This window comes from Sphingobium sp. R-21, assembly GCF_049913335.1.
In the GTDB taxonomy this organism is placed as follows: Bacteria; Pseudomonadota; Alphaproteobacteria; order Sphingomonadales; family Sphingomonadaceae; genus Sphingobium.
The window spans coordinates 1,107,501-1,129,558 of sequence record NZ_CP184375.1; the positions used below are offsets into that span (position 1 = coordinate 1,107,501).

Below are 22,058 nucleotides of genomic sequence, written 5' to 3' on the forward strand. Positions count from 1 at the left end.
GGGTAGTCGATGGGAACCACGTTAATATTCGTGGGCCTGGTGGTGTGTGACGGATGGCGTAACTTGTTCGGCCTTATTGGATTGGTCCGGGCAGGGAAGTTGTCCCAGGAAATAGCCCCACCGTATAGACCGTACCCTAAACCGACACAGGTGGAATGGTAGAGTATACCAAGGCGTTTGAGAGAAGTATCCTGAAGGAACTCGGCAAATTGCCTCCGTACCTTCGGAAGAAGGAGGCCCCACATGAAGGCAACTTTTTGTGGGGGGCACAGGCCAGGGGGTAGCGACTGTTTAGCAAAAACACAGGGCTCTGCTAAGTCGGCTTCAAGACGACGTATAGGGCCTGACGCCTGCCCGGTGCCTGAAGGTTAAGAGGAGGTGTGCAAGCACTGAATTGAAGCCCAGGTAAACGGCGGCCGTAACTATAACGGTCCTAAGGTAGCGAAATTCCTTGTCGGGTAAGTTCCGACCTGCACGAATGGCGTAACGACTTCCCCACTGTCTCCAGGATATGCTCAGCGAAATTGAATTCTCCGTGAAGATGCGGAGTACCCGCGGTTAGACGGAAAGACCCCGTGCACCTTTACTGCAGCTTCAGAGTGGCATTAGGAAAGAACTGTGTAGCATAGGTGGGAGGCTTTGAAGCGATGACGCCAGTTGTCGTGGAGCCATAGGTGAAATACCACCCTGTTGTTTTCTGATGTCTAACCTCGCACCGTTATCCGGTGCAGGGACCCTCTGTGGCGGGTAGTTTGACTGGGGCGGTCGCCTCCTAAAGAGTAACGGAGGCGCGCGATGGTGGGCTCAGGACGGTTGGAAACCGTCTGTTAGAGTGCAATGGCATAAGCCCGCCTGACTGCGAGACTGACAAGTCGAGCAGAGACGAAAGTCGGTCATAGTGATCCGGTGGTCCCTCGTGGAAGGGCCATCGCTCAACGGATAAAAGGTACGCCGGGGATAACAGGCTGATGATTCCCAAGAGCTCATATCGACGGAATCGTTTGGCACCTCGATGTCGGCTCATCACATCCTGGGGCTGGAGCAGGTCCCAAGGGTTTGGCTGTTCGCCAATTAAAGTGGTACGTGAGCTGGGTTCAGAACGTCGCGAGACAGTTTGGTCCCTATCTGCCGTGGGCGTCGAAATTTGAGAGGAGTTGACCCTAGTACGAGAGGACCGGGTTGAACATACCTCTGGTGTACCTGTCGTCCTGCCAAGGGCGCAGCAGGGTAGCTATGTATGGACGGGATAACCGCTGAAAGCATCTAAGCGGGAAGCCTCCCTCAAGATAAGATTTCTTCGAGCGGTCGTAGACCACGACCTTGATAGGCCGGATGTAGAAGTGTGGTAACATATGGAGCTAACCGGTCCTAATTGCTCTGATCGCGCCTGAGAGTCCCACCATCAATGACAACACTGGATATTCCAGCAAACGTCAGCAAATGTGGTGATCAAACAGCCAGATAATCTGCACGGAAAACATCGATTAAAAAACGAAGCGCAAGCTCTATTGCTTGGTGACCATAGCGTCTGTGACCCACCCGATCCCTTCCCGAACTCGGACGTGAAACCAGTCTGCGCCGATGGTACTGTGGCTCAAGCCCCGGAAGAGTAGGGCGTCGCCAGGCATTACAGCTCGCGCTTCAATACCCATTCACAATTTATGCTTCATGCAAAAAAGCCCGCCCGCAACGGCGGGCTTTCTTGCGTCTGATACCCCATCTCTGAATAGCCCCTAGAGCGTTTTCTAATCAGGTGGAATCACCTGATGACTGTAACCGGTGTTCTGGCGCCACCTTGTCTGATTTGGTGGCTCAGGCAGAGATGCGAGGATGGACGACGCCATCCTTACGACCGCATTGGACACCCACACTGGAGTGGCTCTGAAGCCAGTTCGGCGGGTTGAAGTTCTCAGCGGGATGGCCGGACGACGGCGTGTCTGGACGCTGGAGCAGAAGCTGGCGCTGGTTGCGGAGATGGAGCGTTGCGACAATGTCGCTGCCTTTGCATGCGAGCGGGATGTCAGCACTGCGCTGCTTTACACATGGCGCCGGGAGCTGCGTTACGCGGTAGAGGCCAGCAAGATTCCGCCCCGTCACGAGCCGATGTTCGTGCCCGTGGTTGGCGAGACATCGCCGCCGGGTTCGCACGATGGGGTTGTAGAGGTCGAGGTCAGCGGTGCCGTTGTCCGGATCGGGCAAGCGGCCCGGACTGACCTGGTGGTAGCCGTTATCCAAGCTCTGCAGGCCCCAGGCATTGATGGTGATCGATGATCGGGATCGGGCCTGGTACACGGGTGATGGTGGCGACGCGCCCGGTAGATTTTCGCAAGGGTGCAGATTCGCTCGCGGCGCTGGTTGGTGCTGAGTACGGCAGTGATCCTTATTCGGGCGTGATCTACGTGTTCCGGGCGAAGCGCGCCGACCGGATCAAGCTGATCTGGTGGGACGGCACCGGCCTGTGCCTGATGGCCAAGAGGCTGGAGTCCGGCGGTTTCAAGTGGCCCGGCATCCAGGACGGCGTGATGCGTCTGACGGCGGCGCAACTGGGCGCTCTGCTGGAAGGTCTGGACTGGCGCCGAGTGCATGGCGGGCGGCGCCCGATTGCTCCGCAGATTGCCGGTTGACGGGGCATTCGTCTGCTGATTCACTGCCCTCATGCTTATAGAAGCGGACCTTCCCAACGATGTCGAAGCGCTCCGTACGCTCGTCCTCAAACAGGCCCGCGAGCTTGATGCTCTCAAGGTTTTCCAGGCCGAGGTCGAGCGCCTGAAGGCCATCATCGATGCCTTGCAACGCCACCGTTTCGGCCGCCGTTCCGAACAGCTCGATCCCGACCAGTTCGAGCTCTCCCTGGAAGAAGTCGAGACAGCATTGGCTCAGGCCGAGCAGGCCCGCGACAAGGCGAAGCGGGCACCGGCGGATCGGCCGCGCAAGACCAACCGCGGATCACTGCCTTCCCATCTCGAACGGATCGAACAGGTTGTCGATCTCGAGGACAGGGCTTGCCCTTGCTGCGGGGGCTCACTCCACCAGATCGGCGAGGATGTGGCCGAGCGTCTCGATGTCGTGCCCACCACCTTTCGCGTGCTGGTCACGCGCCGTCCGCGCTACGGCTGCCGTTCGTGCGAAAGTGCCATTGTGCAGGCGCCGGCGCCGGCACGGATCGTCGAAGGCGGCATTCCTACCGAAGCGCTGATCGCGCAGGTGCTGGTCGCCAAGTACGCTGATCACCTGCCGTTGTACCGACAGGCACAGATTTACGCCCGCCAAGGCATCCAGCTTGATCGCTCAACGCTGGCCGACTGGGTGGGACGGGCGGCTTGGTATCTGCGCCCACTGCGCGACCATATCCTGGAGCGATTGCGACGATCCGAGCGGCTGTTCGCCGACGAGACCACCGCACCAGTGCTTGATCCCGGTCGAGGGCGGACCAAGACCGGGCAGTTATGGGCCTATGCTTGCGATGATCGCCCGTGGGACGGCGATGATCCGCCGATGGTTGCCTATGTCTATGCCGCCGATCGCAAGAGCGAGCGGGCGGAAACGCACCTGGGCGACTTCGCCGGCATCCTGCAGGTCGATGGCTATGGTGGCTACGCCGCGCTCGCCCGGCGGCGCAACCATATCCACCTCGCCTTTTGCTGGGCACATGTGCGCCGCAAGTTCTACGAACTGGCCGACAGCTCGCCAGTCGCCACCGAAGTGCTGCGCCGGATCGCACAGCTCTACGCCATTGAGGACGAGGTACGAGGGCTGCCTGCCGAACAGCGCCGGTTGATCCGCAGCGAACGCAGTCGCATCATCGTCGATGACCTGCACCAATACCTCAATGCGCGGAACCGCCAGGTAAGCGCAAAGAGCAAGCTCGGCGAGGCAATCCGATACGCGCTCACCCGTTGGGATGGCCTCTCGCGCTTCCTCAATGATGGCCGCATCGATCTGGACAGCAACACCGTCGAACGCTCAATCCGGCCCCTCGCGCTCAATCGAAAGAATGCCCTGTTCGCCGGCTCCGATGAAGGCGGCGACAACTGGGCGGTCACCGCCACGCTAATCGAGAACTGCAAGATCTCCGGTATCAATCCGCACACCTGGCTGACCGAAACGCTCAGCAAGCTGGCCGCGGGTCATCCGGCCAGCGCCGTCGGCGAACTCATGCCATGGACCGCCGTGGCCTGAGAACACCGGTTACGGTTGAACTCCGCCCTGGAGCAAAACACGCCGACGCCTGCGTAGAATGTCGTTGGCGGCGAGCCGATTCACCGGTTTCATGTCTGTCGCGACGTTGCTCCCACGATCTTGGGTTTCGGCAAGCCGGAGTGAGCGCATCGCCGGACCAGGAATCACCGCAGCGTTGCTCGCAGCAGGATCTATGGCGCGAGGATAGCACATGAGTTTCTGCTCGCCACCTTTACGCCACCTAGGATCTGGCCATCGACAAAGGTGGGCGCCATTTGCATTTCGAGACACAGGCGAGGGCTTCATCAGGGCGTTGACGGCCCGAGGGTCAACCGCCTCACCGCACGCCAAATTATCGACGTCCAGGCACGGCCGAGTCACAATTCACCGCGCCTGATCGATCACATCCAGCAACCGTCGGTGGCACTGCAAGCCTTGTGTAGTGGCACTCTTGGCGTAGCAGGAGCGCGCAATCGTCCTAGACTTGGCTGTATCGGAGGATGCCGGGCACCTGCATCGCGACATCAAGAACGCAAACGAACGGGGCACGGACATGAAGAAGCATCAAAACCTACATAATGGGCTGATGATGGGGGTTGCCCTTACCGGCCTGCTGGTGGCGATACCTGCGCGCGCTCAGGCACCGCAGCAAGACGCTCCACCAGGAAGGGACGAGGCGCAAGGACCGAGCGAGATCGTTGTTACCGCTACCCGCCAGGCGCAGGTCGCATCACGCGTCCCAATCAGCATCAGCGCCTATTCCCAAGAGTCGATGGATGTTCGCGGCATCAAATCCTTGGCCGACGTCGCGCGCTTCACCCCTGGGATTCGTTTCGGGCGAAGCGCGGGAGGCGCAAGCAACAACATCAGCATCCGTGGCATTGCGTCAGACGCGGGGGCGGGCACGACCGGCATCTACATAGACGACACTCCAATTCAGATACGCGGATTGGGCTTCAGTTCAGATAACACATTGCCCGCCATCTTTGATCTGGAGCGTGTAGAAGTGCTTCGCGGGCCGCAAGGCACGTTGTTCGGCGCCGGGTCGGAAGGTGGTACGGTCCGATTCATCACGCCGCAACCCAATCTTGATCATTTTCAGACTTATGACCGGGCGGAGATCGCTGCCGTTGCACATGGCGGTGTCAATTGGGAAACCGGCGCAGCGATTGGCGGACCGATCGTTCCCCAGAAACTCGGCTTCCGGATCAGCGCCTGGCACCGGCGTGACGCCGGCTACATCGATCATGTCGACAACCAAACCGGCATCGTCGATGACAAGAACATCAATCACGGCGACGTCACTGTGCTGCGGGGCGCTCTTACTTACGCGCCGGACGAGGACCTCAAGATCACCCTCGGCATCACCTATCAGAAGCGCGTTACAAACGCATCTGACAATTTCTTTGTCGGCATTTCTGATCCGGGGAACGGGGTTTTCCGCACCAGTACTCCGGAATATCGGGGCAGTTCCGACCGCTGGTATCAACCCTCGCTGAACATCCAGTACGACGCCGGCGGAGTCTCGATTACATCGATCAGTTCATATTTTCAACGTATGAACCGCACCGGTTACAGCGGCACGCTGTATAATCTTTCCTATTACCAGAAATGCTATCTGGATGGTTGCGGGTTTCAAAGCACCGGGCCCGGCGGCAGTACCGATGCCAATCCCGGCCCGCTCTACCCTTTCCTGACGCCGACCGGCATCGATAAGAGATTGCCCTACTATCTTAGCCCATCGCACGTCACCAATACACAGCGGCTCGTGACGCAAGAACTTCGCCTGCAATCGTCGGATCCGAACGCACGCCTGAACTGGGTGATCGGGCTTTTCTACCAGCACAGCCGCCAACGCAGCACGGACGAGCTGGTCGATCCGCTCGGCAATAGCTTCTTCAATGCAGTGTTCGGCCAAAGCCTCGAAGACTTTTTCAGCTATCCGCTCTATGGACAGGATAGCTACATCAACAATTCGGTCGCCACGGAAAGCCAGATAGCCGGTTTCGCCAATGTCACCTATGGGATCACCGAAAAGCTCAAGCTCGTCGCCGGCGGTCGCTACGCGGAGTCCAAATTCTCAGTCGTCAATTTCGCCGACGGCTCGCAAAATGGTTCGCGTACCGAAGGATCCGGCAGGAAAACCGACAGGCCCTTTACGCCAAAGCTGGGCGTGAATTATCAGGCCGACCGGAACAACCTGTTCTACGCCAGCTGGTCCAAGGGATTTCGCGCCGCCGGCGCCAATCCGCCGATCCCGGTCACTCCGTGCGCAGACGATCTTGCTGCGCTTGGTCTGAACTCTGCTCCAGGCGCCTACAAATCCGACAAGGTTACGAGTTGGGAGCTTGGTTCGAAGAACAAGTTTTTCGGAGGAAAGGTCCAAATTGAAGCGTCGGCGTATACTTCGAACTGGAGCGACATCCAGCAAATAGTCAACCTGCCGACCTGCGCCCTGCGCTTCATCGCCAACCTTGGCACCGCGCGTAGTCGCGGGTTCGATCTTCAGGCTTCGCTCTCGCCGCTGCGGGGCGTGACACTGGACCTGGCGGCGGGCTACACCGATACGCATTTCACGCAGGATGCGCGGTTGGCGCCGCAAGGTCAGATCGTGGTGCTGAACGGCGACGCGATCGAAGGTCCGCCTTGGACATTGAGCGTCGGCGGGCGGTATGAATTTGGAATCGGCGGCGTCGATGCCTTCCTCCGCGGTGACCTTCAGTATCAAAGCCGACTGCGACGTCCGATACCGCAACGCGATCCTGCTAGCGCCAGTTACGACGCCGGTTTGATCGCCCCCGCGGCCACTACGTTCGTCAGCCTGCGTGCTGGCGCGCTTGTGCATGGCGCGGATATATCGCTGTTCGTGGACAATCTGCTCGATAGCGCCCCCCGTCTGGCCCTTGCTCATCAGGATAGCAGCACGCTGCTTTTCGAGAATGCGACATTCCGCCCGCGTACCATAGGTCTTACCGTGACGTACCGCCGGTAGCAGCGTCTGTCGCCGATGATGGCGCAGCTGACCGGACGCGCGCTGATGGAGCAAGCACATCAGCGTCCGGTCGGTGTCGCGCTTGGCCATCGGAAATCTTGCATGGATTTGGGCTGCGAAGCCCAAGCTGTCGATGACATGGAGAAGACGGAAGTGCAGGCGTCGCTGGGACAGAGTGCCGACGGGCGGCTTTCTACGGATGATCGGCTTTGCCGCGCAGTGGCTGACGCGACTTTGGGTTGGCGGATCCCTGGCTGGACCAGCGTGCTGAAAGTTTCACCGGCTGCCACAGTCGTGGTCCCATGATAGTCAGGGCCGCGCCTGCGCTTCCGCTCAGAAACAAAAGGGCGGCGAGTGTGATTTCTGCAGCGGTCATCTCCGTGCCCGGAGTGCCCAGGACCAGCCGATGTAACAGGCCTTCCTCTGGCCAAGTGGAGATCAACAGGACCAAGCCAGCCAGCCTCACTCCGATTTTAGCTGCCCCATGTTCATACCAGTGCGTCATTTCGGCATTCTCCTTCGGGGAGAATGTCCAATTGCGCATTTCGGCGTAGATTATCGAGAGCGAAAGGCCGCGCTCTGCGTTTAAATTCCATAGGATCCGACAGGATTTTCGTGCATTCCTACGCCAATCCTATGCTGATCGAATAAAGTTCCACTGGAAATATAATGTGGCTCCATGCAATGGGCGGCCGGGAAACAGCGGGTGACGGTGCGGATGACGGATCGAGCGGGCGAGGGGGTTGGCCACGGCCATCCGCAAGAGAAGCTGCCGCTTCTGGCGCTGGGGGCGCTGGGTGTGGTGTTCGGCGATATCGGCACATCACCGCTTTACGCCTTGAAGGAGAGCTTTGTCGGCCACCATCCGCTGGCCGTCGACCCCGCTCACATCTATGGAGTTTTGTCTCTGGTCTTCTGGACCATGACGCTGATTGTCACCGTCAAATATGTGTTCATCATCATGCGTGCCGATAATCACGGGGAGGGCGGCAGCATGGCTCTGCTCGCGCTGATTTCCCGCAAGCTGGGCGAGAGTCGGTGGACGCCGACGATCGCCATATTGGGCGTGCTGGCGGCAGCCTTGTTCTACGGCGACGCGATCATTACTCCCGCCGTATCGGTTCTCTCTGCGGTGGAAGGGCTGGAGACCGTGAATGACGGTTTCACGCCCTTCGTTCTTCCGGTCGCTATCGTCATCCTGATCGGGCTGTTCCTGATCCAGAAGCATGGCACGGCGCGGGTGGGCGCGCTGTTCGGACCGATCATGGCCGTTTATTTCCTGGTCCTGGCCGGGCTCGGCATTCTCAACATCATTCGCCATCCGGCGATTGTCGCGATCGTCAACCCGATGTGGGCCATCCATTTCTTTGTACTGGATGTAAAGCTCGCCTTTCTGGCGCTCGGATCTGTCGTGCTCGCGGTGACGGGAGCGGAGGCGCTCTATGCCGATATGGGGCATTTCGGGCGCAAGGCGATCAGCATAGCATGGCTCTACGCTGCCTTTCCCTGCCTGCTGCTCAACTATATGGGCCAGGGCGCGCTGCTGCTCGATCTCCCGGAGGCGGCGGAAAATCCCTTCTTCCTGCTTGCGCCGGAATGGGCGCGCCTGCCGCTGGTGATATTGGCCACACTCGCCACGGTGATTGCCAGCCAGGCCGTGATCTCCGGGGCTTTCTCGGTCACTCAGCAGGCGGTGCAGCTAGGCTTCCTGCCTCGCCTCAAGATCGCACACACCAGCGCCTCGGCGGCGGGACAGATCTATGTGCCGCTGGTCAATTGGGCGCTGCTGTTCCTGGTCGTGCTGCTGGTGCTGGGCTTTCGGTCTTCGAGTAATCTCGCGGCGGCTTATGGTATTGCCGTTACGGGGACCATGGTCATAACCACCTGCATGATGGCCGTGCTGACCTTCAGCGTCTGGCGCTGGAACCGGCTGCTCGCCACGGGCGTAACGGGGCTGTTCCTGGTGGTGGACGGTGCCTATTTCCTGTCGAATGCGACCAAGATTCCCGATGGGGGCTGGTTCCCGCTGCTGGTGGCGGCCGTGGTGTTCATCGCCCTTACGACATGGTCGACAGGACGGAAGATCATGAACTTCTATCTGCTCGAAGGCGCGATGGATGTCGAACTGTTCATCCAGTCTGTTTCCGGTTCCCTGAAGCGTGTGCCGGGCACGGCGATCTTCCTCAATTCCCGCATAGAGGGGGTGCCGCCGGCGCTGCTCCATAATGTGAAGCATAACAAGATACTGCATGAGCGCGTGATCATCCTGACCGTGCGAACGGAAGGGGTGCCGCACCTGCCGCTGACCGGCCGGTCGGAAGTGACGGATCTGGGCGCGGGCTTCTATCGCGTGATGTTGCGCCATGGTTTCATGGAAGAGGTCGACATTCCAGCCGCGATGAAAGCGGTCGAAGGTTGCGGCGGACCGATCGCCGTCAGCCAGACCAGCTATTTCCTCAGCCGCCAGACATTGATCCCGTCGGAGAAGCCCGGCATGGCCATTTGGCGCGAGAAGCTGTTCGCCTGGATGATGCGCAACGCGGTGACGCCGATGGATTTCTTCAAATTGCCCACCAACCGCGTCGTGGAACTGGGATCGCAGGTCGAGATCTGAACGCTGCGCTTCGGCGGCTCAGTGCGGGAGCGCTTAACCGCCATCGCCCTCCTTCAGCCGGTAGCCTATTCCCAGTTCATTGGCGATGATGCGCGGTCGTTGGGGGTCATCCTCCAGCTTCTGCCGCAGGGTGCGCACCAGAACGCGCAGATATTCAACATGATGCGCATGTTCGTGCGGCCACACATGGGCCATGATCTGCTGATGGGTGATCACCCGCCCGGGATATTTGGCCAGTTGCGCCAGCACGCCATATTCCTTTGGCGTCAGATGCACTTCCTGTCCCTTCTTCGTCACGATCCGCGCCATCAGGTCGATCATGACATTTCCCGCGCGGACCGTCGAAACGCCACCATCCTTGGTCATACGATTGCGGAGCGCCACGCGCACGCGCGCGAGCATCTCGTCCGTGTCGAAAGGTTTGGTGAGATAATCGTCCGCGCCCAGATCAAGCGCCGCGACCTTCTGTTCGGTCGCGTCCCGTGCCGAGATGACGATCAGGCTGGTGTCCGAGTCCCTCTTGATGAGCGGCACCAGTTCCAGCCCGTCCCGGTCGGGCAGGCCCAGATCAAGCAGGCTGATGTCCGGTCGCTCCTCCCGCAGTTTCTCGAGCGCTTCCCGGGCATTGGCTGCTTCCACCGTCGCATAGTCGGCGCGGGCCAGGGCCGCATGGATCAGCCGACGGATCTGCGGTTCATCGTCGACGATGAGTACCTTGTGGCGGGTCGTCATAATATGTCCTCATCGGGAAGCGGAGACAGGATCAGTGTCTGGGGAAAGCGGAGGGTGAAACAGGCCCCTGTCGGGTCGCCCCGGTTTGCCGCGGAAACGCCAAGGCCCATGGCCTCTGCAAAGCCCTTGACGATGGCGAGGCCAAGGCCGGTACCGTGCTTCGCCCGGTCAGATCCCTCCATGCGGGTGAAAGTGTCGAACACCCTAGCCTCGCTGCCCAATGGAATTCCGGGGCCTTCATCGATCACCGAAAGGGTGATCGCATCATGCAGGCGCTGCCCCCTGATGATTACGGGCGTGTCAGGATCGGCGTAGCGCCCCGCATTGTCGAGCAGGTTGATGAGGATATGATGCAATAGCGTCGGATCGACCCGGACCAAGGGAATATCGGGCAGGATATCCACCTTTACCTCATGCCCTGCGAGCGATTGGCGCGTGTCATGTACGGCGCCTGCCACTGCATCGAACAGGTCGATCGGCTCGATCTTCAGCGGCAATGCGCCAGCTTCGACGCGCGCCATGTCCAGCAGGTTGGCGACAAAGCGGGTCAGCCGCTGCGCCTCCGCCTCCACCGTGTCGGCAAGATCGGAGGGGTGTTGGCGCTTCAACTCGTGAATGGCCGAGATGATGGTGGTGAGGGGGGTGCGCAGGTCATGGCTCACGGAGGAGAGCAGGGCCGAACGCAGCCGGTCCCGTTCCCGGATCTGGCGCGCATCGAGCATCTCCTCCTCCAGCGCCATGCGATCGAACGCGATCGAGGCCTGGTCCAGCAAGCTCATGAGCAGCGGCAACTGATCGGATCGCAGCGGTTCCCCGGCATCCTCCCGCGCCAGCCCCAGCACGCCGAGCACGCCGCGCGTCGTCCGCAAGGGGTGAAACAGCCAGTCCGATGCCGTCAGCGTCGATGATCCACGTCCCGCGGGCTGCTCATTGTCCATCGCCCATTGGGCGGCGGCCTTCTCGATCTGCTCCAACCGATCCTCGGGTGGCACGGCGGCTCGCAGCTGCGGCCCATCGGGGGAGGGAAGGAGGAGGACCGTGCGCACATCGAACAGCCGTCCGACCTCGCCGCATATGGCGTGCATCAACTCATCCTGGCTGGCAGCGGCGGTGAGTTGACGGGAGAAGCCGGCGAGCGCTGCATTTTGCCGCGCGCTGCCATGCGCCAGATCCGCCTGGGCGCGGACGCGCGCGGCGAACTGGCTGGTGACGATGGCGACGCCCAGCAGGACAAGGATGGAAATGACATTTTCCGGATTGCTGACCGTCAGCGTGCCGGTTGGCGGCAGGAAGAAGAAATTATATGCCAGGCTGGACAGCAGCCCGGCGAACAGCCCGGCACGCAGGCCGAAGCTGGCGGCGGCGAACATCACAGGCACCAGATAGAGCAGGGCGATGTTGCCAAGCGCGATGGTCTGGACCAGCAGGCGCCCCACGGCGGTCATCATCGCGATCATCGCCGTCGACCACAGATAGTCGGAGGGCTTCCCCCAGGGACTCGTGGCGGCGCGCCGGGTACGGCGATGATGGGCCGTTTCTTCGCCGGGCAGCACATGGACTGCGACATCGCCCATATTGCGCACCAGCCGATCGACCACTGACCCATGGCGCAGTTCGAACCACCAGCTCCGGCTTGCCTTTCCAATCACGATCTGGGTGGCGCGTGCGTCTGTCGCATATTGACGCAGTCCTTCCACGACACTGGAGGCCGGGATGGTCGCGGTCGTTGCCCCCAGGCGCGACGCCAACGCCATGGTGTCCGCCAGATGAGCGCGTTCCTCCGCCGTGAAGGCAAGGCTGCGCTGGGTTTCGATGTGGACAGCGGTCCACGGGGCCCTCAGGGCATCTGCCAGTCGCTTGGCAGCGCGCACAAGGCCCTGTGCGCTTGGCAGTTCGCTGATCGCGACGACGATGCGCTCGCCCGCTGCGAAGCTGCCGGCGAGCGCATGGGCCCGCACATAGTCCAGCATCTGGGCATCGACCGCCTGCGCGGCGCGGCGCAGCGCCATCTCTCGCAGCGCCGTCAGATTGGATTTGGAAAAGAAATGGTTGAGCGCCCGGCTGGCCTCCGCCGGAACATAGACCTTGCCCTCCTTCAAGCGCTCGATCAGTTCGTCGGGCGGGATATCGACTACCTCGATCTCGGCCATTTCAAGGATTGAATCGGGTACGGTTTCCCGCACCCGGACGCGCGTGAAGGAAGCGACGATGTCGTTCAGGCTCTCGACATGCTGGATGTTGACGGTCGAATAGACATCGATGCCGGCATCGAGCAACTCCTCGACATCCTGATAGCGTTTGGGATGGCGGCTGCCCGGTGCATTGCTGTGAGCGAGTTCGTCGACCAGCACCAGAGCGGGATGGCGGGCGAGGATGGCGTCGAGGTCCATTTCGGTCAGGCCATGGCCCTGATGATCGACTTCGCGTCGGGGGATGACCTCATGCCCATGGAGCAGGGCCTCGGTTTCGTGCCGGCCGTGAGTTTCGACCACACCCACCGCGACATCTACGCCGGCCTTCAGCCGTTGCATGCCGTCGGTGAGCATTTCATAGGTCTTGCCCACGCCCGGTGCCGCGCCGAGAAATATCTTGAGACGGCCACGCCCCTCCTGCGCTGCCTGACGGAGAAAAATTTCGGGATCGCGGCGCTCAGGGTCACTCATTCTGTCACAGCGAGGTGTCTGCAGCCGCGGGAAGGTTTCCGGTCGGAACCCAGGCAAATTCATGGATTGCTTCAGCATGGCCCGATTGGTTTGCGTGATCAAGCGAAATCGCGGGTAAGATCCCGATAAAGACGGTCCGCCTACTGATTGTTGTCGCTGTGCCACGCACATGCGCCGGTCAGAGCCCCGGAAGAAAGCGAACCGTAACCGTTGCTGCCTTCAATGATTTAAGCCCGGCCAGGTCGTCAGACGGCGGCAGAGGATCCTGTGATGCCAGATCCCTGTTTCGCCTCAATCTTGGAAAAACACTCGCCGGGCGGTTTCGCCGGGCAGGAAGCGTCACGACGTTCGGCCGGGTAAGCGTCCGCCTGTTCATGCGTTCCAATCTGGCGCGAGCCTGCTGATCGGCTGCTTCTTCAGCAGCACTCGATCAGCAACGGTGCTGCCCTGGGCCTGCCGGCCCTTTCGACATCTCCGGATTCAGGCGCGTTGCGAGAATGGCACGGTGCTTGCGGTCCTGATCATCGTCAGCCGCTGCGGCCGAATGCGGCATTTTGGAGGATGGTAGGATGGACTTCCGCTCGACGACTTTGGACGGCAAGGGTTTGCAGGCGGTCAGCCCAGATGTCAGTGATCCCCTGGCCCGGGCCCATGCTCTGGCCGAGCTGTTTGACCTTTCCGCGCCGGATCGCGACCGTGCCGGCGGAACGCCGAAGGTGGAGCGCGATCTGCTGCGGGAAAGCGGGCTTTTGCGTCTCAGCATTCCCGTCGCTTATGGTGGCCTTGGCGGCGACTGGACGACCGTGATGAAGACCGTGCGGATTCTGGCAGCGGCCGACAGCTCGCTTGCTCATGTCTATGCCTTCCATCACCTGCTGCTGGCCACCGTCCGACTCTTCGGCGCGGCGGGCCAGTGGGAATCGGCCTATCGGGATACGGCGCGCGCGCCGCTGTTCTGGGGCAATGCGCTCAATCCGCTCGACAGTCGCATGCTCAGCACGGCGCAATCAGGCTGGCGGTCGTTCAGTGGGCACAAGAGTTTCTGTTCCGGCGCACTCGATTCCGATCGCCTGATTGTCTCGGCACGGCAGGCCGGGCTCGACCGGCTCGTCATCGCCGCGATCCCCAGCGACCGGAAAGGCATCACCCCGCATGACGACTGGGACAATATCGGCCAGCGCCAGACGGACAGCGGAACCGTGACGTTCGAAGACGTGCGCATCGAGGAAAGCGAGATATTGCAGACGCCGGGTCCGCTGGGGTCGACCTTCGCGACGCTGCGCCCGCTCATCGCCCAGCTCATCCTGTCCAACATCTATCTGGGCATTGCCGAAGGCGCGTTCCGGGCGACGAAGAAATATGTCCATGGCGAGGCGCGCCGCTGGTTGTTTTCGGCCGCCGAGCAGCAGTCGAAAGACCCCTATGCATTGGAGCGGGCCGGGGAGTTCTGGCTCGCTCTGGAAGGTGCGCGGTTGCTCAACGATCGTGCTGCGGCCCTGTTGGACGCCGCATGGGAGCAGAACGACGCCCTATCCGGACAGCGGCGGTCGGAAACGGCGATCGGCATCGCCACCGCGAAGGTCGCGTCGATCCGCGGTGGGATGGAGATCACAAACCGCATGTTCGATGTGATGGGCGCGCGTTCGACCATGGGACGTTTCGGCTTCGACCGCTTCTGGCGCAATTTGCGCACCCACGCCCTGCATGACCCGATCGATTACAAGCTGCGGGAACTGGGGGATTGGGCGCTCAACGATGAGGAACCGCTGCCTACCTTCTACTCCTGATGATCTCCTGCTGCTTATGCAGCAGGAGATCAGCACATGGCTGCGCAATAAGAAGCATGCCGGTCGAACGATGTGGGCTAGAACTGAAGTAAATAGCTGAAAATAAATAATATAATCAAACTGGCACGCTTTCTGCTTAGTGAAGTTCGTCCACAAGGAAGCAGTTCGATGACCAAAGTGCTCAACGTAACGGCCATTGCCGGCTCACTGCAGCAGCCCTCTCGTACCGAGGCGTTGCTCGATGCGATAATTGGTGAATTGCAAGCCGCGATGCCTGCCCGCGTTCGGACGGTGAAGCTTTCCGAAATCGGACCGCAGGTCGGCGGCGCAATGCAGCGCGCGCATCTGCCCGCCGATGCCTTTGCTGCCGTGCAGGCGATCGAGGAGGCGGACCTGCTGATTGTCGCCAGTCCCGTCTACCGGGCATCCTATACCGGGCTCCTCAAGCATCTGTTCGACTTTGTCGGGCGGGAGGCGCTGGTCGGCCGTCCGGTGCTGCTCGCCGCGACGGGTGGCACGGAGCGGCACATGCTGATGATCGATCATCAATTGCGCCCATTATTCGCCTTTTTCGACGCGGTGCCGCTCCCGCTCGGCATCTACGCGACCGAAGGCGACTTCATCGATTTTCGCCCGGCCAGTCCGGCCCTGGTCGAGCGCATCGCAAGGGCGGTCGATGCCGCTCTCCCCTGGCTCAGCCGGCTGGAGGCAGCGCAGCCCGCCATTCTGCGCCAGCCCTTTCTGGCCCAGCTCTGACTCCCCCAATCCTTCCCCATCACGACAGGAGATTGCCCATGTCCTCCCCCTCAGTCGAACCAGTTCGCTTTGCCTATTGGGTGCCCAATGTCAGCGGCGGCCTGGTCGTCAGCAAGATCCAGCAAAGGACAAGCTGGGACATCGACTACAACCGCAAGCTCGCCCAGATCGCGGAAGCGGCGGGCTTCGACTATGCGCTCTCACAGATCCGCTTCACCGCAGGCTATGGCGCGGAATATCAGCATGAGCCGGTTGCCTTCAGCCAGGCGCTGCTGGCGGCGACGACTAGGCTGAAGGTCATCGCCGCGATCCTGCCGGGGCCGTGGACGCCGGCCGTCGTCGCCAAGCAGCTTGCCACCATCGATCAGATCAGCGGGGGTCGGGTGGCCATCAACCTCGTCAGCGGCTGGTTCAAGGGCGAGTTCACGGCCATTGGCGAACATTGGCTGGAACATGACGAGCGCTATCGCCGCTCTGAGGAATTCATTCGCGCGCTCAAAGGCATCTGGACTACGGACAACTTCAGCTTCCGTGGCGATTTCTATCGTTTCACTGACTATACGTTGCAGCCCAAGCCGCTGCAGCAACCGCATCCCGAGGTGTTTCAGGGCGGCAGTTCGCGCGCGGCGCGCGACATGGCGGCGCGCGTGTCCGACTGGTACTTCACCAATGGCAACAGCATCGAAGGGATTAAGGCACAGGTCGACGATGTGCGTGCCAAGGCGGCAGCCGAAGGGCGCAGCGTCAAAATCGGTGTCAACGCCTTCATCATCGCGCGCGATTCCGAGGAGGAGGCCCGGCAGGTCCTCGACGACATCATCGCGCAAGCAGATCCGGAGGCGGTCCAGGCGTTCGGATCGGCGGTAAGCCAGGCAGGCAAGGCTTCGCCGGAGGGTGAAGGCAATTGGGCCAAGTCGACCTTCAACGACCTCGTCCAGTATAATGACGGGTTCAAGACGAACCTGATCGGTACGCCGCGCCAGATCGCCGAGCGCATCATCGCGCTGAAGGCTGTCGGCGTCGACCTCATCCTTTCGGCCTTCCTGCATTTCCAGGAAGAGGTCGAATATTTCGGCCGCAATGTCCTGCCGATCGTGCGGGAGCTGGAAGCCGAAGCGGCGCTCGAAGTGGCCTGATCCCGATGAGCAGCGCACCACCCGTCCTTCTCGCGCATGATGGAGCGGAACCCGCTGACCATGTCTCGCGGGCAGGCGGGTGCGGCCTGCCGGCGCGAAAACGCCGATCACCCCTCAGAAGGAGGCAAGGCATTGGCCAATAGCGATTCCTTCCTGACCTATTCCGATCCGCGCTCGCTCACCAAGTCGGTGCGCGCGTCCGCGATGGTGTTCGAAGATCCGTTGTCGCGCGCGCTGCTTGACCGCATCCGCCGCATCGCGCCGAGTGAGGCCAATGTCCTCATCATCGGCGAGACCGGCACGGGCAAGGAGATCGTCGCGCGCCACGTCCATGAACTGAGCGCGCGGCGGGAAGGGCGCTTCGTCGCCGTCAATTGCGGTTCCCTGCCGGAAACGCTGGTCGAGGCAGAGTTGTTCGGCCACGAAAAGGGCGCGTTCACCGGCGCCGTCAACGCCAAGGAAGGCTGGTTCGAAGCCGCTCATGGCGGCACATTGTTCCTGGACGAGATTGGCGACCTGCCGCTTGCGATGCAGGTCAAGCTGCTGCGCGTGCTGCAGGAACGCGAGGTGGTGCGTGTGGGCTCCCGCACGAGCCGCCCGATCGATGTGCGGCTGATCGCCGCCACCAACGTTCATCTGGAACGGGCTGTGGCTTCGGGCCGGTTCCGCGAGGATCTGTTCTATCGCCTGCGCGTCGCCTCGCTCGAATTGCCCGCCTTGCGAGAGCGGACGCGCGATATCCTCCCCCTTGCCGCCTTCTTCCTGCGCCAGCATTGCCAGCGGCTCGGCTATGCGCATGCCGTCCTCTCGCCGGAAGCGGAGCGGGCTTTGGTGCAGCATAATTGGTCCGGCAATATCAGAGAGCTGGAAAACGCCATTCATCATGCTCTGCTGATGTGCGAGAGCGGGGTCATCAGCCCTGCGGACCTCCAACTCCAGGTGCGCGCCGCTTGGGAGCCGGGAGCGGCGGCGCCAGCCTCCCGGAGTGCTGACGCGGAACCGGCTGCGCTCTCTTCCCAGGGCAGGCCCGGTCTGGAAGAGGCGCTGGTGCCGTTGTTCGAGGAAGGCGGCGAGAACCTGTTCGAACGGATCGAGGATCGATTGTTCCGCGCCGCGTTCGACTATTGCCACCGCAATCAGGTGCAGACCGCGCGCCTGCTTGGCATCAGCCGCAATATCGTGCGGGCGCGCCTGATCCGCATGGGCGAGATAGGCGCGCCGCCGAGCCGCCCCGCGTCGCCGGCGAACAACAGTTCCTCCGCAGATGACACGACGCTTTCACTCGACGGCCGCTCCGCGCTGCCGCCGTTCCACAGCATCAACTGAACAGACAATCCGTCCATCCCCGTTTCAAAAGGAGTATCGTCATGAATGCGATCAACAAGCCCAATGTCCAGGAAGGCGTGCCGCCGCTCGCCCGCCCCGCCGAGCCTGCCCACATCATCCGCAGCGATGCCGAGGCGATCGAGACGGCAGAAAAGCTGGCGGCGCGTTTTGCCGAGGGGGCTGTGGAACGCGATCGCGAGCGCATCTGGCCGGTCGCTGAACTCGACGCCTTTTCGCAAAGCGGACTCTGGTCGCTCAACGTGCCGCGAGACCATGGCGGGCCGGAGCTTTCCTACCGGACGATCGTGAAGGTCATCGAAATCATTTCGGCCGCCGATCCGTCATTGGGCCAGATTCCCCAGAACCATATCGGGGTCGTCGCGGCGATCCGCACCACCGCCGAGCCGGAGCAGAAGAAGATCCTGTTCGAGAAGGTGCTGTCGGGCACGCGGTTTGGCAATGCCTTCTCTGAATTCGGATCGAAACGCGCCGCCGAATTCGAAACCAGCTTCGCCGAGGACGGCGACGATGTGATCGTTTCGGGCCGCAAATTCTATTCGACCGGCGCCTTGCTCGCGCATCTGGTTCCGATCGTCGCCGTCGATGGCGAAGGCCGCGCCTGGTATGCCATTGCCGAGCGGGGCGCGCCGGGTCTGACCGTGATCGACGACTGGTCCGCCTTCGGCCAGCGCACGACGCTGAGCGGCACGGTCATCCTGGACAATGTTCGCGTACCCAAGAGCCACGTGATCCCAGGGTGGAAGGGCTATGCCGAGCCGACGGCCGACGGCCCGATCTTCCAGATCATTCAGGTCGCGGTCGATACCGGCATCGCCGCCGCCGCGATCGAGGACACCATCCGGTTCGTGCGAACCAAGTCGCGACCATGGCTGGACAGCGGCCTCGACCATGCATGGCAGGATCCCTATGTCATCCAGGCAGTCGGTGGGCTGAAGCTGCGCCTCAACGCGACACGCGCGCTGCTTGATCGCGCGGCGATCGCGGTCGATGAAGCGGTCGTCAACCCGAATGCGGAAACCGTAGCCGCGGCGCAGATCACCACGGCCGAAGCCAAGGTGCTGAGCACCGAGCTTGCCATCGACGCAACCAACAAGCTGTTCGAGCTGGCCGGTACCCGCTCGACGCTTGCCGAACATGGGCTCGACCGGCACTGGCGGAACGCGCGCACCCATACGCTGCACGATCCGGTCCGCTGGAAATATGCGATCCTGGGCAATTATTATCTCAACGGCGAAAAGCCGCCGCTTCACGCGTGGAGCTGAGCCATGGCCGCCCCCGTCCCTGACAAGATCAATGTTCTCTGGTTCCTGCCGACGCATGGCGACAGCCGCTATCTGGGCACGCAGGAGGGTGGCCGGGCGGTCGACCTGCCTTATCTGAGGCAGGTGGCCCAGGCCGCGGATTCACTGGGCTATTATGGCGTACTGCTGCCGACGGGCCGCAGTTGCGAGGATAGCTGGGTGGTCGCCTCCGCACTTGCGCCAGTGACGGAGCGGCTGCGCTTTCTGGTAGCGGTGCGCCCGGGCCTGCAGTCCCCCACGCTCGCCGCGCGAATGACAGCGACGCTGGATCGCATTTCCAACGGTCGCTTGCTCATCAACGTGGTCACCGGCGGCGACCCGGTGGAAAATGGCGGCGACGGCATCTTTCAAAGCCATGCCGAACGCTATGAGGTGACCGAGGAATTTCTCGGCATCTATCGGGCGCTGCTGCGCGGCGAGGTCGTGGAGCATGAGGGCAAGCATTTCCGCATTTCTGACGGGCGTCTTTTGTTTCCGCCGGTTCAGACGCCCTATCCGCCGCTCTATTTCGGCGGATCGTCCGATGCCGGGTCGCGCATCGCCGCGCGCATGGTCGACAAATATCTGACCTGGGGCGAACCCCCGACGGATGTCGCCGCGAAAATCGCCAATATCCGCGCGCTGGCCAGGGCGGAGGGGCGTGAGGTCAGCTTCGGCATTCGCCTGCATGTGATTGTCCGGGAGACGCGAGAGGATGCCTGGGCTGAAGCCGACCGTCTGATCAGTCGCCTCGACGACGACACCATCGCCAGCGCGCAGAGCGTGTTCGCGCGGATGGACTCGGTGGGCCAGCAGCGCATGAGCAACCTGCATGGCGGCCGCCGCGACCGGCTGGAGATCAGCCCCGACCTGTGGGCGGGCGTTGGCCTCGTCCGGGGCGGGGCGGGCACCGCTCTTGTTGGCGATCCGGAAACGGTGGCGGCGCGCATCGACGAATATCGACGCCTGGGCATCGACAGCTTCATCCTGTCGGGCTACCCGCATCTGGAGGAAGCCTATCGTTTCGGTGAGCTGGTGCTGCCGCGCCTGCCGCTCGCCCATGCGACCGGGGCCAGGGCGGCCGCCAGCAATATGGGACCGTTTGGCGAAACCATCGCCGGCGACCACCGCCCGTTGCTGCGAACCGGTCAGTCCTGAGGAAGATGGCGTGACAAACCATCTTCCTCCAACGGTAGCGATCATCGGCGGCGGTTTTTCGGGCGCGGCGACTGCATATCACCTGGCGAGGATCGGGGGCGATGCCGTGCGCATCCTGATCTTCGAACCGCGTGATGCGATCGGTGCGGGCCTGGCTTATTCAACCCTCGATCCATCGCATCGCGTCAATGTTCCGGCGCGTCGCATGACGCTGGATCCTGATGAACCCGACCAGTTCAGCGACTGGCTCGACCAGAATGACGCGCTGGGCGACGATCCGGATGCGGTGCTGCCGGACGGGCGCCGCTTTCCGGCGCGGCATTTGTTCGGGCGCTATGTCCGCGAGATGCTGGAACCGGTGCTGGCGAGCGGGCGCGTTCGCCATATCCGGTCCGCAATCGCCCGCGTCCGTCCCTCCACCCGTCTTGGCTGGGCCTTGGAGACGAGCGGAGGAGAGCTGTATCAGGCAGATGTGGTCGTCATCGCCACCAGCCACCCTCCGCCCATGCCTCCGGCGCTATTGACCGGCGGATTGGCGGGGCAGCCCAAGTTCGTTGCCGATCCATGGGCGCCGGGCGCGCTGGATGGCATTGATGCCAGCGACAGGGTGCTGATCGTCGGGACCGGGCTGACCATGGCTGACGTCGTCGCTTCGCTGGAGCGCAAGGGACATGCCGGTCCCATCACCGCCATTTCCCGCCGCGGCCAGCGGTCGCGCGCCCATGCCCGGAAGCTGGTCGAACCTTATGGCGATTTCCTGACTCCGCCTTCGCGTACGGCACTCGACCTGGTTCGCCGCGTGCGTCGGGCGGTGCGGCCCGACCGCCCCTGGCAGGGCCTGTTTGATTGTCTTAGAACGCAGGGCCAGGGCATCTGGCGCGCATTGCCGCTTGCCGAGCGGCGTCGTCTCATTCGCCATATCCGCCCCTTCTGGGATACGCACAGATTTCGCATAGCGCCGCAGGCCGACGCGCTGCTCGATCGACGATTGGCGAGCGGGTCGCTCGACATATATGCCGCATCCCTGCGATCGGCCGATGCCGACGCTGCTGGCTTGCATGTGTCGCTCAAAAGGCGGTGCGGACGGACGGAAAGGCGGACCTTCGATGCCGTTGTGGCGACGACCGGGCCGGGTCATTCGGACGTCCTGACGTCCCAGCCCTTTCTCGCCGACCTGTTTAACGCGGGCCGGGCCGTGGTCGATCCGACCGGACTTGGCTTGCCTGTGGATGAGAAAAGCCGATTGCTCGGCAAAAACGGCGCGAATGGCTCGCTGTTCGTGGCCGGTCCATTGGCCCGGGGCCAATTTGGGGAACTGATGGGTCTTCCCGAAGTGACCCATCATGCGGTGCTTGTCGCCAATGGCATCATCGAGGCCCTCTCATGGGTCATGGCCTCAGCCGCCGAATGACGA

General features: G+C 62.0%; 15 protein-coding genes and 2 rRNA genes (1 of these 17 only partly in view). 15 read left to right on the forward strand and 2 right to left on the reverse strand.

What is annotated here, in order from left to right:
• The 8 genes from ACN9MX_RS19675 to ACN9MX_RS19710 form a co-directional block, all read left to right on the forward strand.
• Positions 1–1,392, forward strand: a 23S ribosomal RNA gene (locus ACN9MX_RS19675) (it extends 1,408 nt beyond the left edge of the window).
• 119 nt (positions 1,393–1,511) lie between these two features.
• A 5S ribosomal RNA gene (gene rrf, locus ACN9MX_RS19680) occupies positions 1,512–1,626 on the forward strand.
• Positions 1,627–1,830: 204 nt separating this feature from the next.
• Complete coding sequence (locus ACN9MX_RS19685; RefSeq protein WP_363828288.1) at positions 1,831–2,271, forward strand: transposase; 441 nt, start codon at positions 1,831–1,833, stop codon at positions 2,269–2,271.
• Positions 2,268–2,624, forward strand: a complete 357-nt coding sequence (tnpB, locus tag ACN9MX_RS19690) for an IS66 family insertion sequence element accessory protein TnpB (protein WP_363828291.1) — start codon at positions 2,268–2,270, stop codon at positions 2,622–2,624. The genes ACN9MX_RS19685 and tnpB overlap by 4 nt, the downstream gene beginning before the upstream one ends.
• 31 nt (positions 2,625–2,655) lie before the next feature.
• Complete coding sequence (tnpC, locus tag ACN9MX_RS19695; RefSeq protein WP_363828299.1) at positions 2,656–4,179, forward strand: IS66 family transposase; 1,524 nt, start codon at positions 2,656–2,658, stop codon at positions 4,177–4,179.
• A gap of 553 nt (positions 4,180–4,732) precedes the next feature.
• Positions 4,733–7,171: a TonB-dependent receptor gene (locus ACN9MX_RS19700; RefSeq protein WP_363828302.1), complete on the forward strand. Its 2,439-nt coding sequence runs from the start codon at positions 4,733–4,735 to the stop codon at positions 7,169–7,171.
• Positions 7,172–7,186: 15 nt separating this feature from the next.
• Positions 7,187–7,477: a hypothetical protein gene (locus ACN9MX_RS19705; RefSeq protein ID WP_363828305.1), complete on the forward strand. Its 291-nt coding sequence runs from the start codon at positions 7,187–7,189 to the stop codon at positions 7,475–7,477.
• Between the two features lie 412 nt (positions 7,478–7,889).
• The gene (locus tag ACN9MX_RS19710; protein WP_363829409.1) at positions 7,890–9,785 is read left to right on the forward strand and encodes a potassium transporter Kup; all 1,896 of its coding nucleotides are present in this window, start codon (positions 7,890–7,892) and stop codon (positions 9,783–9,785) included.
• Between the two features lie 33 nt (positions 9,786–9,818).
• Here the strand turns inward: ACN9MX_RS19710 and ACN9MX_RS19715 are convergent, their stop codons facing one another.
• Both ACN9MX_RS19715 and ACN9MX_RS19720 read right to left on the reverse strand, forming a co-directional pair.
• Positions 9,819–10,517: a response regulator transcription factor gene (locus ACN9MX_RS19715; RefSeq protein WP_363828308.1), complete on the reverse strand. Its 699-nt coding sequence runs from the start codon at positions 10,515–10,517 to the stop codon at positions 9,819–9,821.
• On the reverse strand, positions 10,514–13,180 hold the full coding sequence (locus tag ACN9MX_RS19720) for a sensor histidine kinase KdpD (protein ID WP_363828311.1): 2,667 nt from the start codon (positions 13,178–13,180) through the stop codon (positions 10,514–10,516). Before ACN9MX_RS19720 ends, ACN9MX_RS19715 begins: the two co-directional genes overlap by 4 nt.
• A 569-nt stretch (positions 13,181–13,749) precedes the next feature.
• Between ACN9MX_RS19720 and ACN9MX_RS19725 the strand changes: the two genes are divergently transcribed.
• The 7 genes from ACN9MX_RS19725 (at position 13,750) to ACN9MX_RS19755 (ending at position 22,055) form a co-directional block, all read left to right on the forward strand.
• Complete coding sequence (locus ACN9MX_RS19725; protein WP_363828313.1) at positions 13,750–14,967, forward strand: acyl-CoA dehydrogenase family protein; 1,218 nt, start codon at positions 13,750–13,752, stop codon at positions 14,965–14,967.
• Between the two features lie 168 nt (positions 14,968–15,135).
• Positions 15,136–15,723, forward strand: coding sequence for an FMN reductase (gene msuE / locus ACN9MX_RS19730; protein WP_363828316.1), 588 nt, complete (start codon positions 15,136–15,138; stop codon positions 15,721–15,723).
• Between the two features lie 38 nt (positions 15,724–15,761).
• Positions 15,762–16,859: a dimethylsulfone monooxygenase SfnG gene (sfnG, locus tag ACN9MX_RS19735; protein WP_363828319.1), complete on the forward strand. Its 1,098-nt coding sequence runs from the start codon at positions 15,762–15,764 to the stop codon at positions 16,857–16,859.
• Between the two features lie 132 nt (positions 16,860–16,991).
• A complete protein-coding gene (locus ACN9MX_RS19740) occupies positions 16,992–18,185 on the forward strand; it encodes a sigma-54 interaction domain-containing protein (protein ID WP_363828321.1) in 1,194 nt (397 codons plus the stop codon).
• Positions 18,186–18,226: 41 nt separating this feature from the next.
• Positions 18,227–19,468, forward strand: coding sequence for an SfnB family sulfur acquisition oxidoreductase (locus ACN9MX_RS19745; RefSeq protein WP_363828324.1), 1,242 nt, complete (start codon positions 18,227–18,229; stop codon positions 19,466–19,468).
• Positions 19,469–19,471: 3 nt separating this feature from the next.
• Positions 19,472–20,644, forward strand: coding sequence for an FMNH2-dependent alkanesulfonate monooxygenase (gene ssuD / locus ACN9MX_RS19750; RefSeq protein ID WP_426387692.1), 1,173 nt, complete (start codon positions 19,472–19,474; stop codon positions 20,642–20,644).
• Positions 20,645–20,654: 10 nt separating this feature from the next.
• Complete coding sequence (locus tag ACN9MX_RS19755) at positions 20,655–22,055, forward strand: FAD/NAD(P)-binding protein (protein WP_363828327.1); 1,401 nt, start codon at positions 20,655–20,657, stop codon at positions 22,053–22,055.
• Positions 22,056–22,058: the final 3 nt, after the last annotated feature.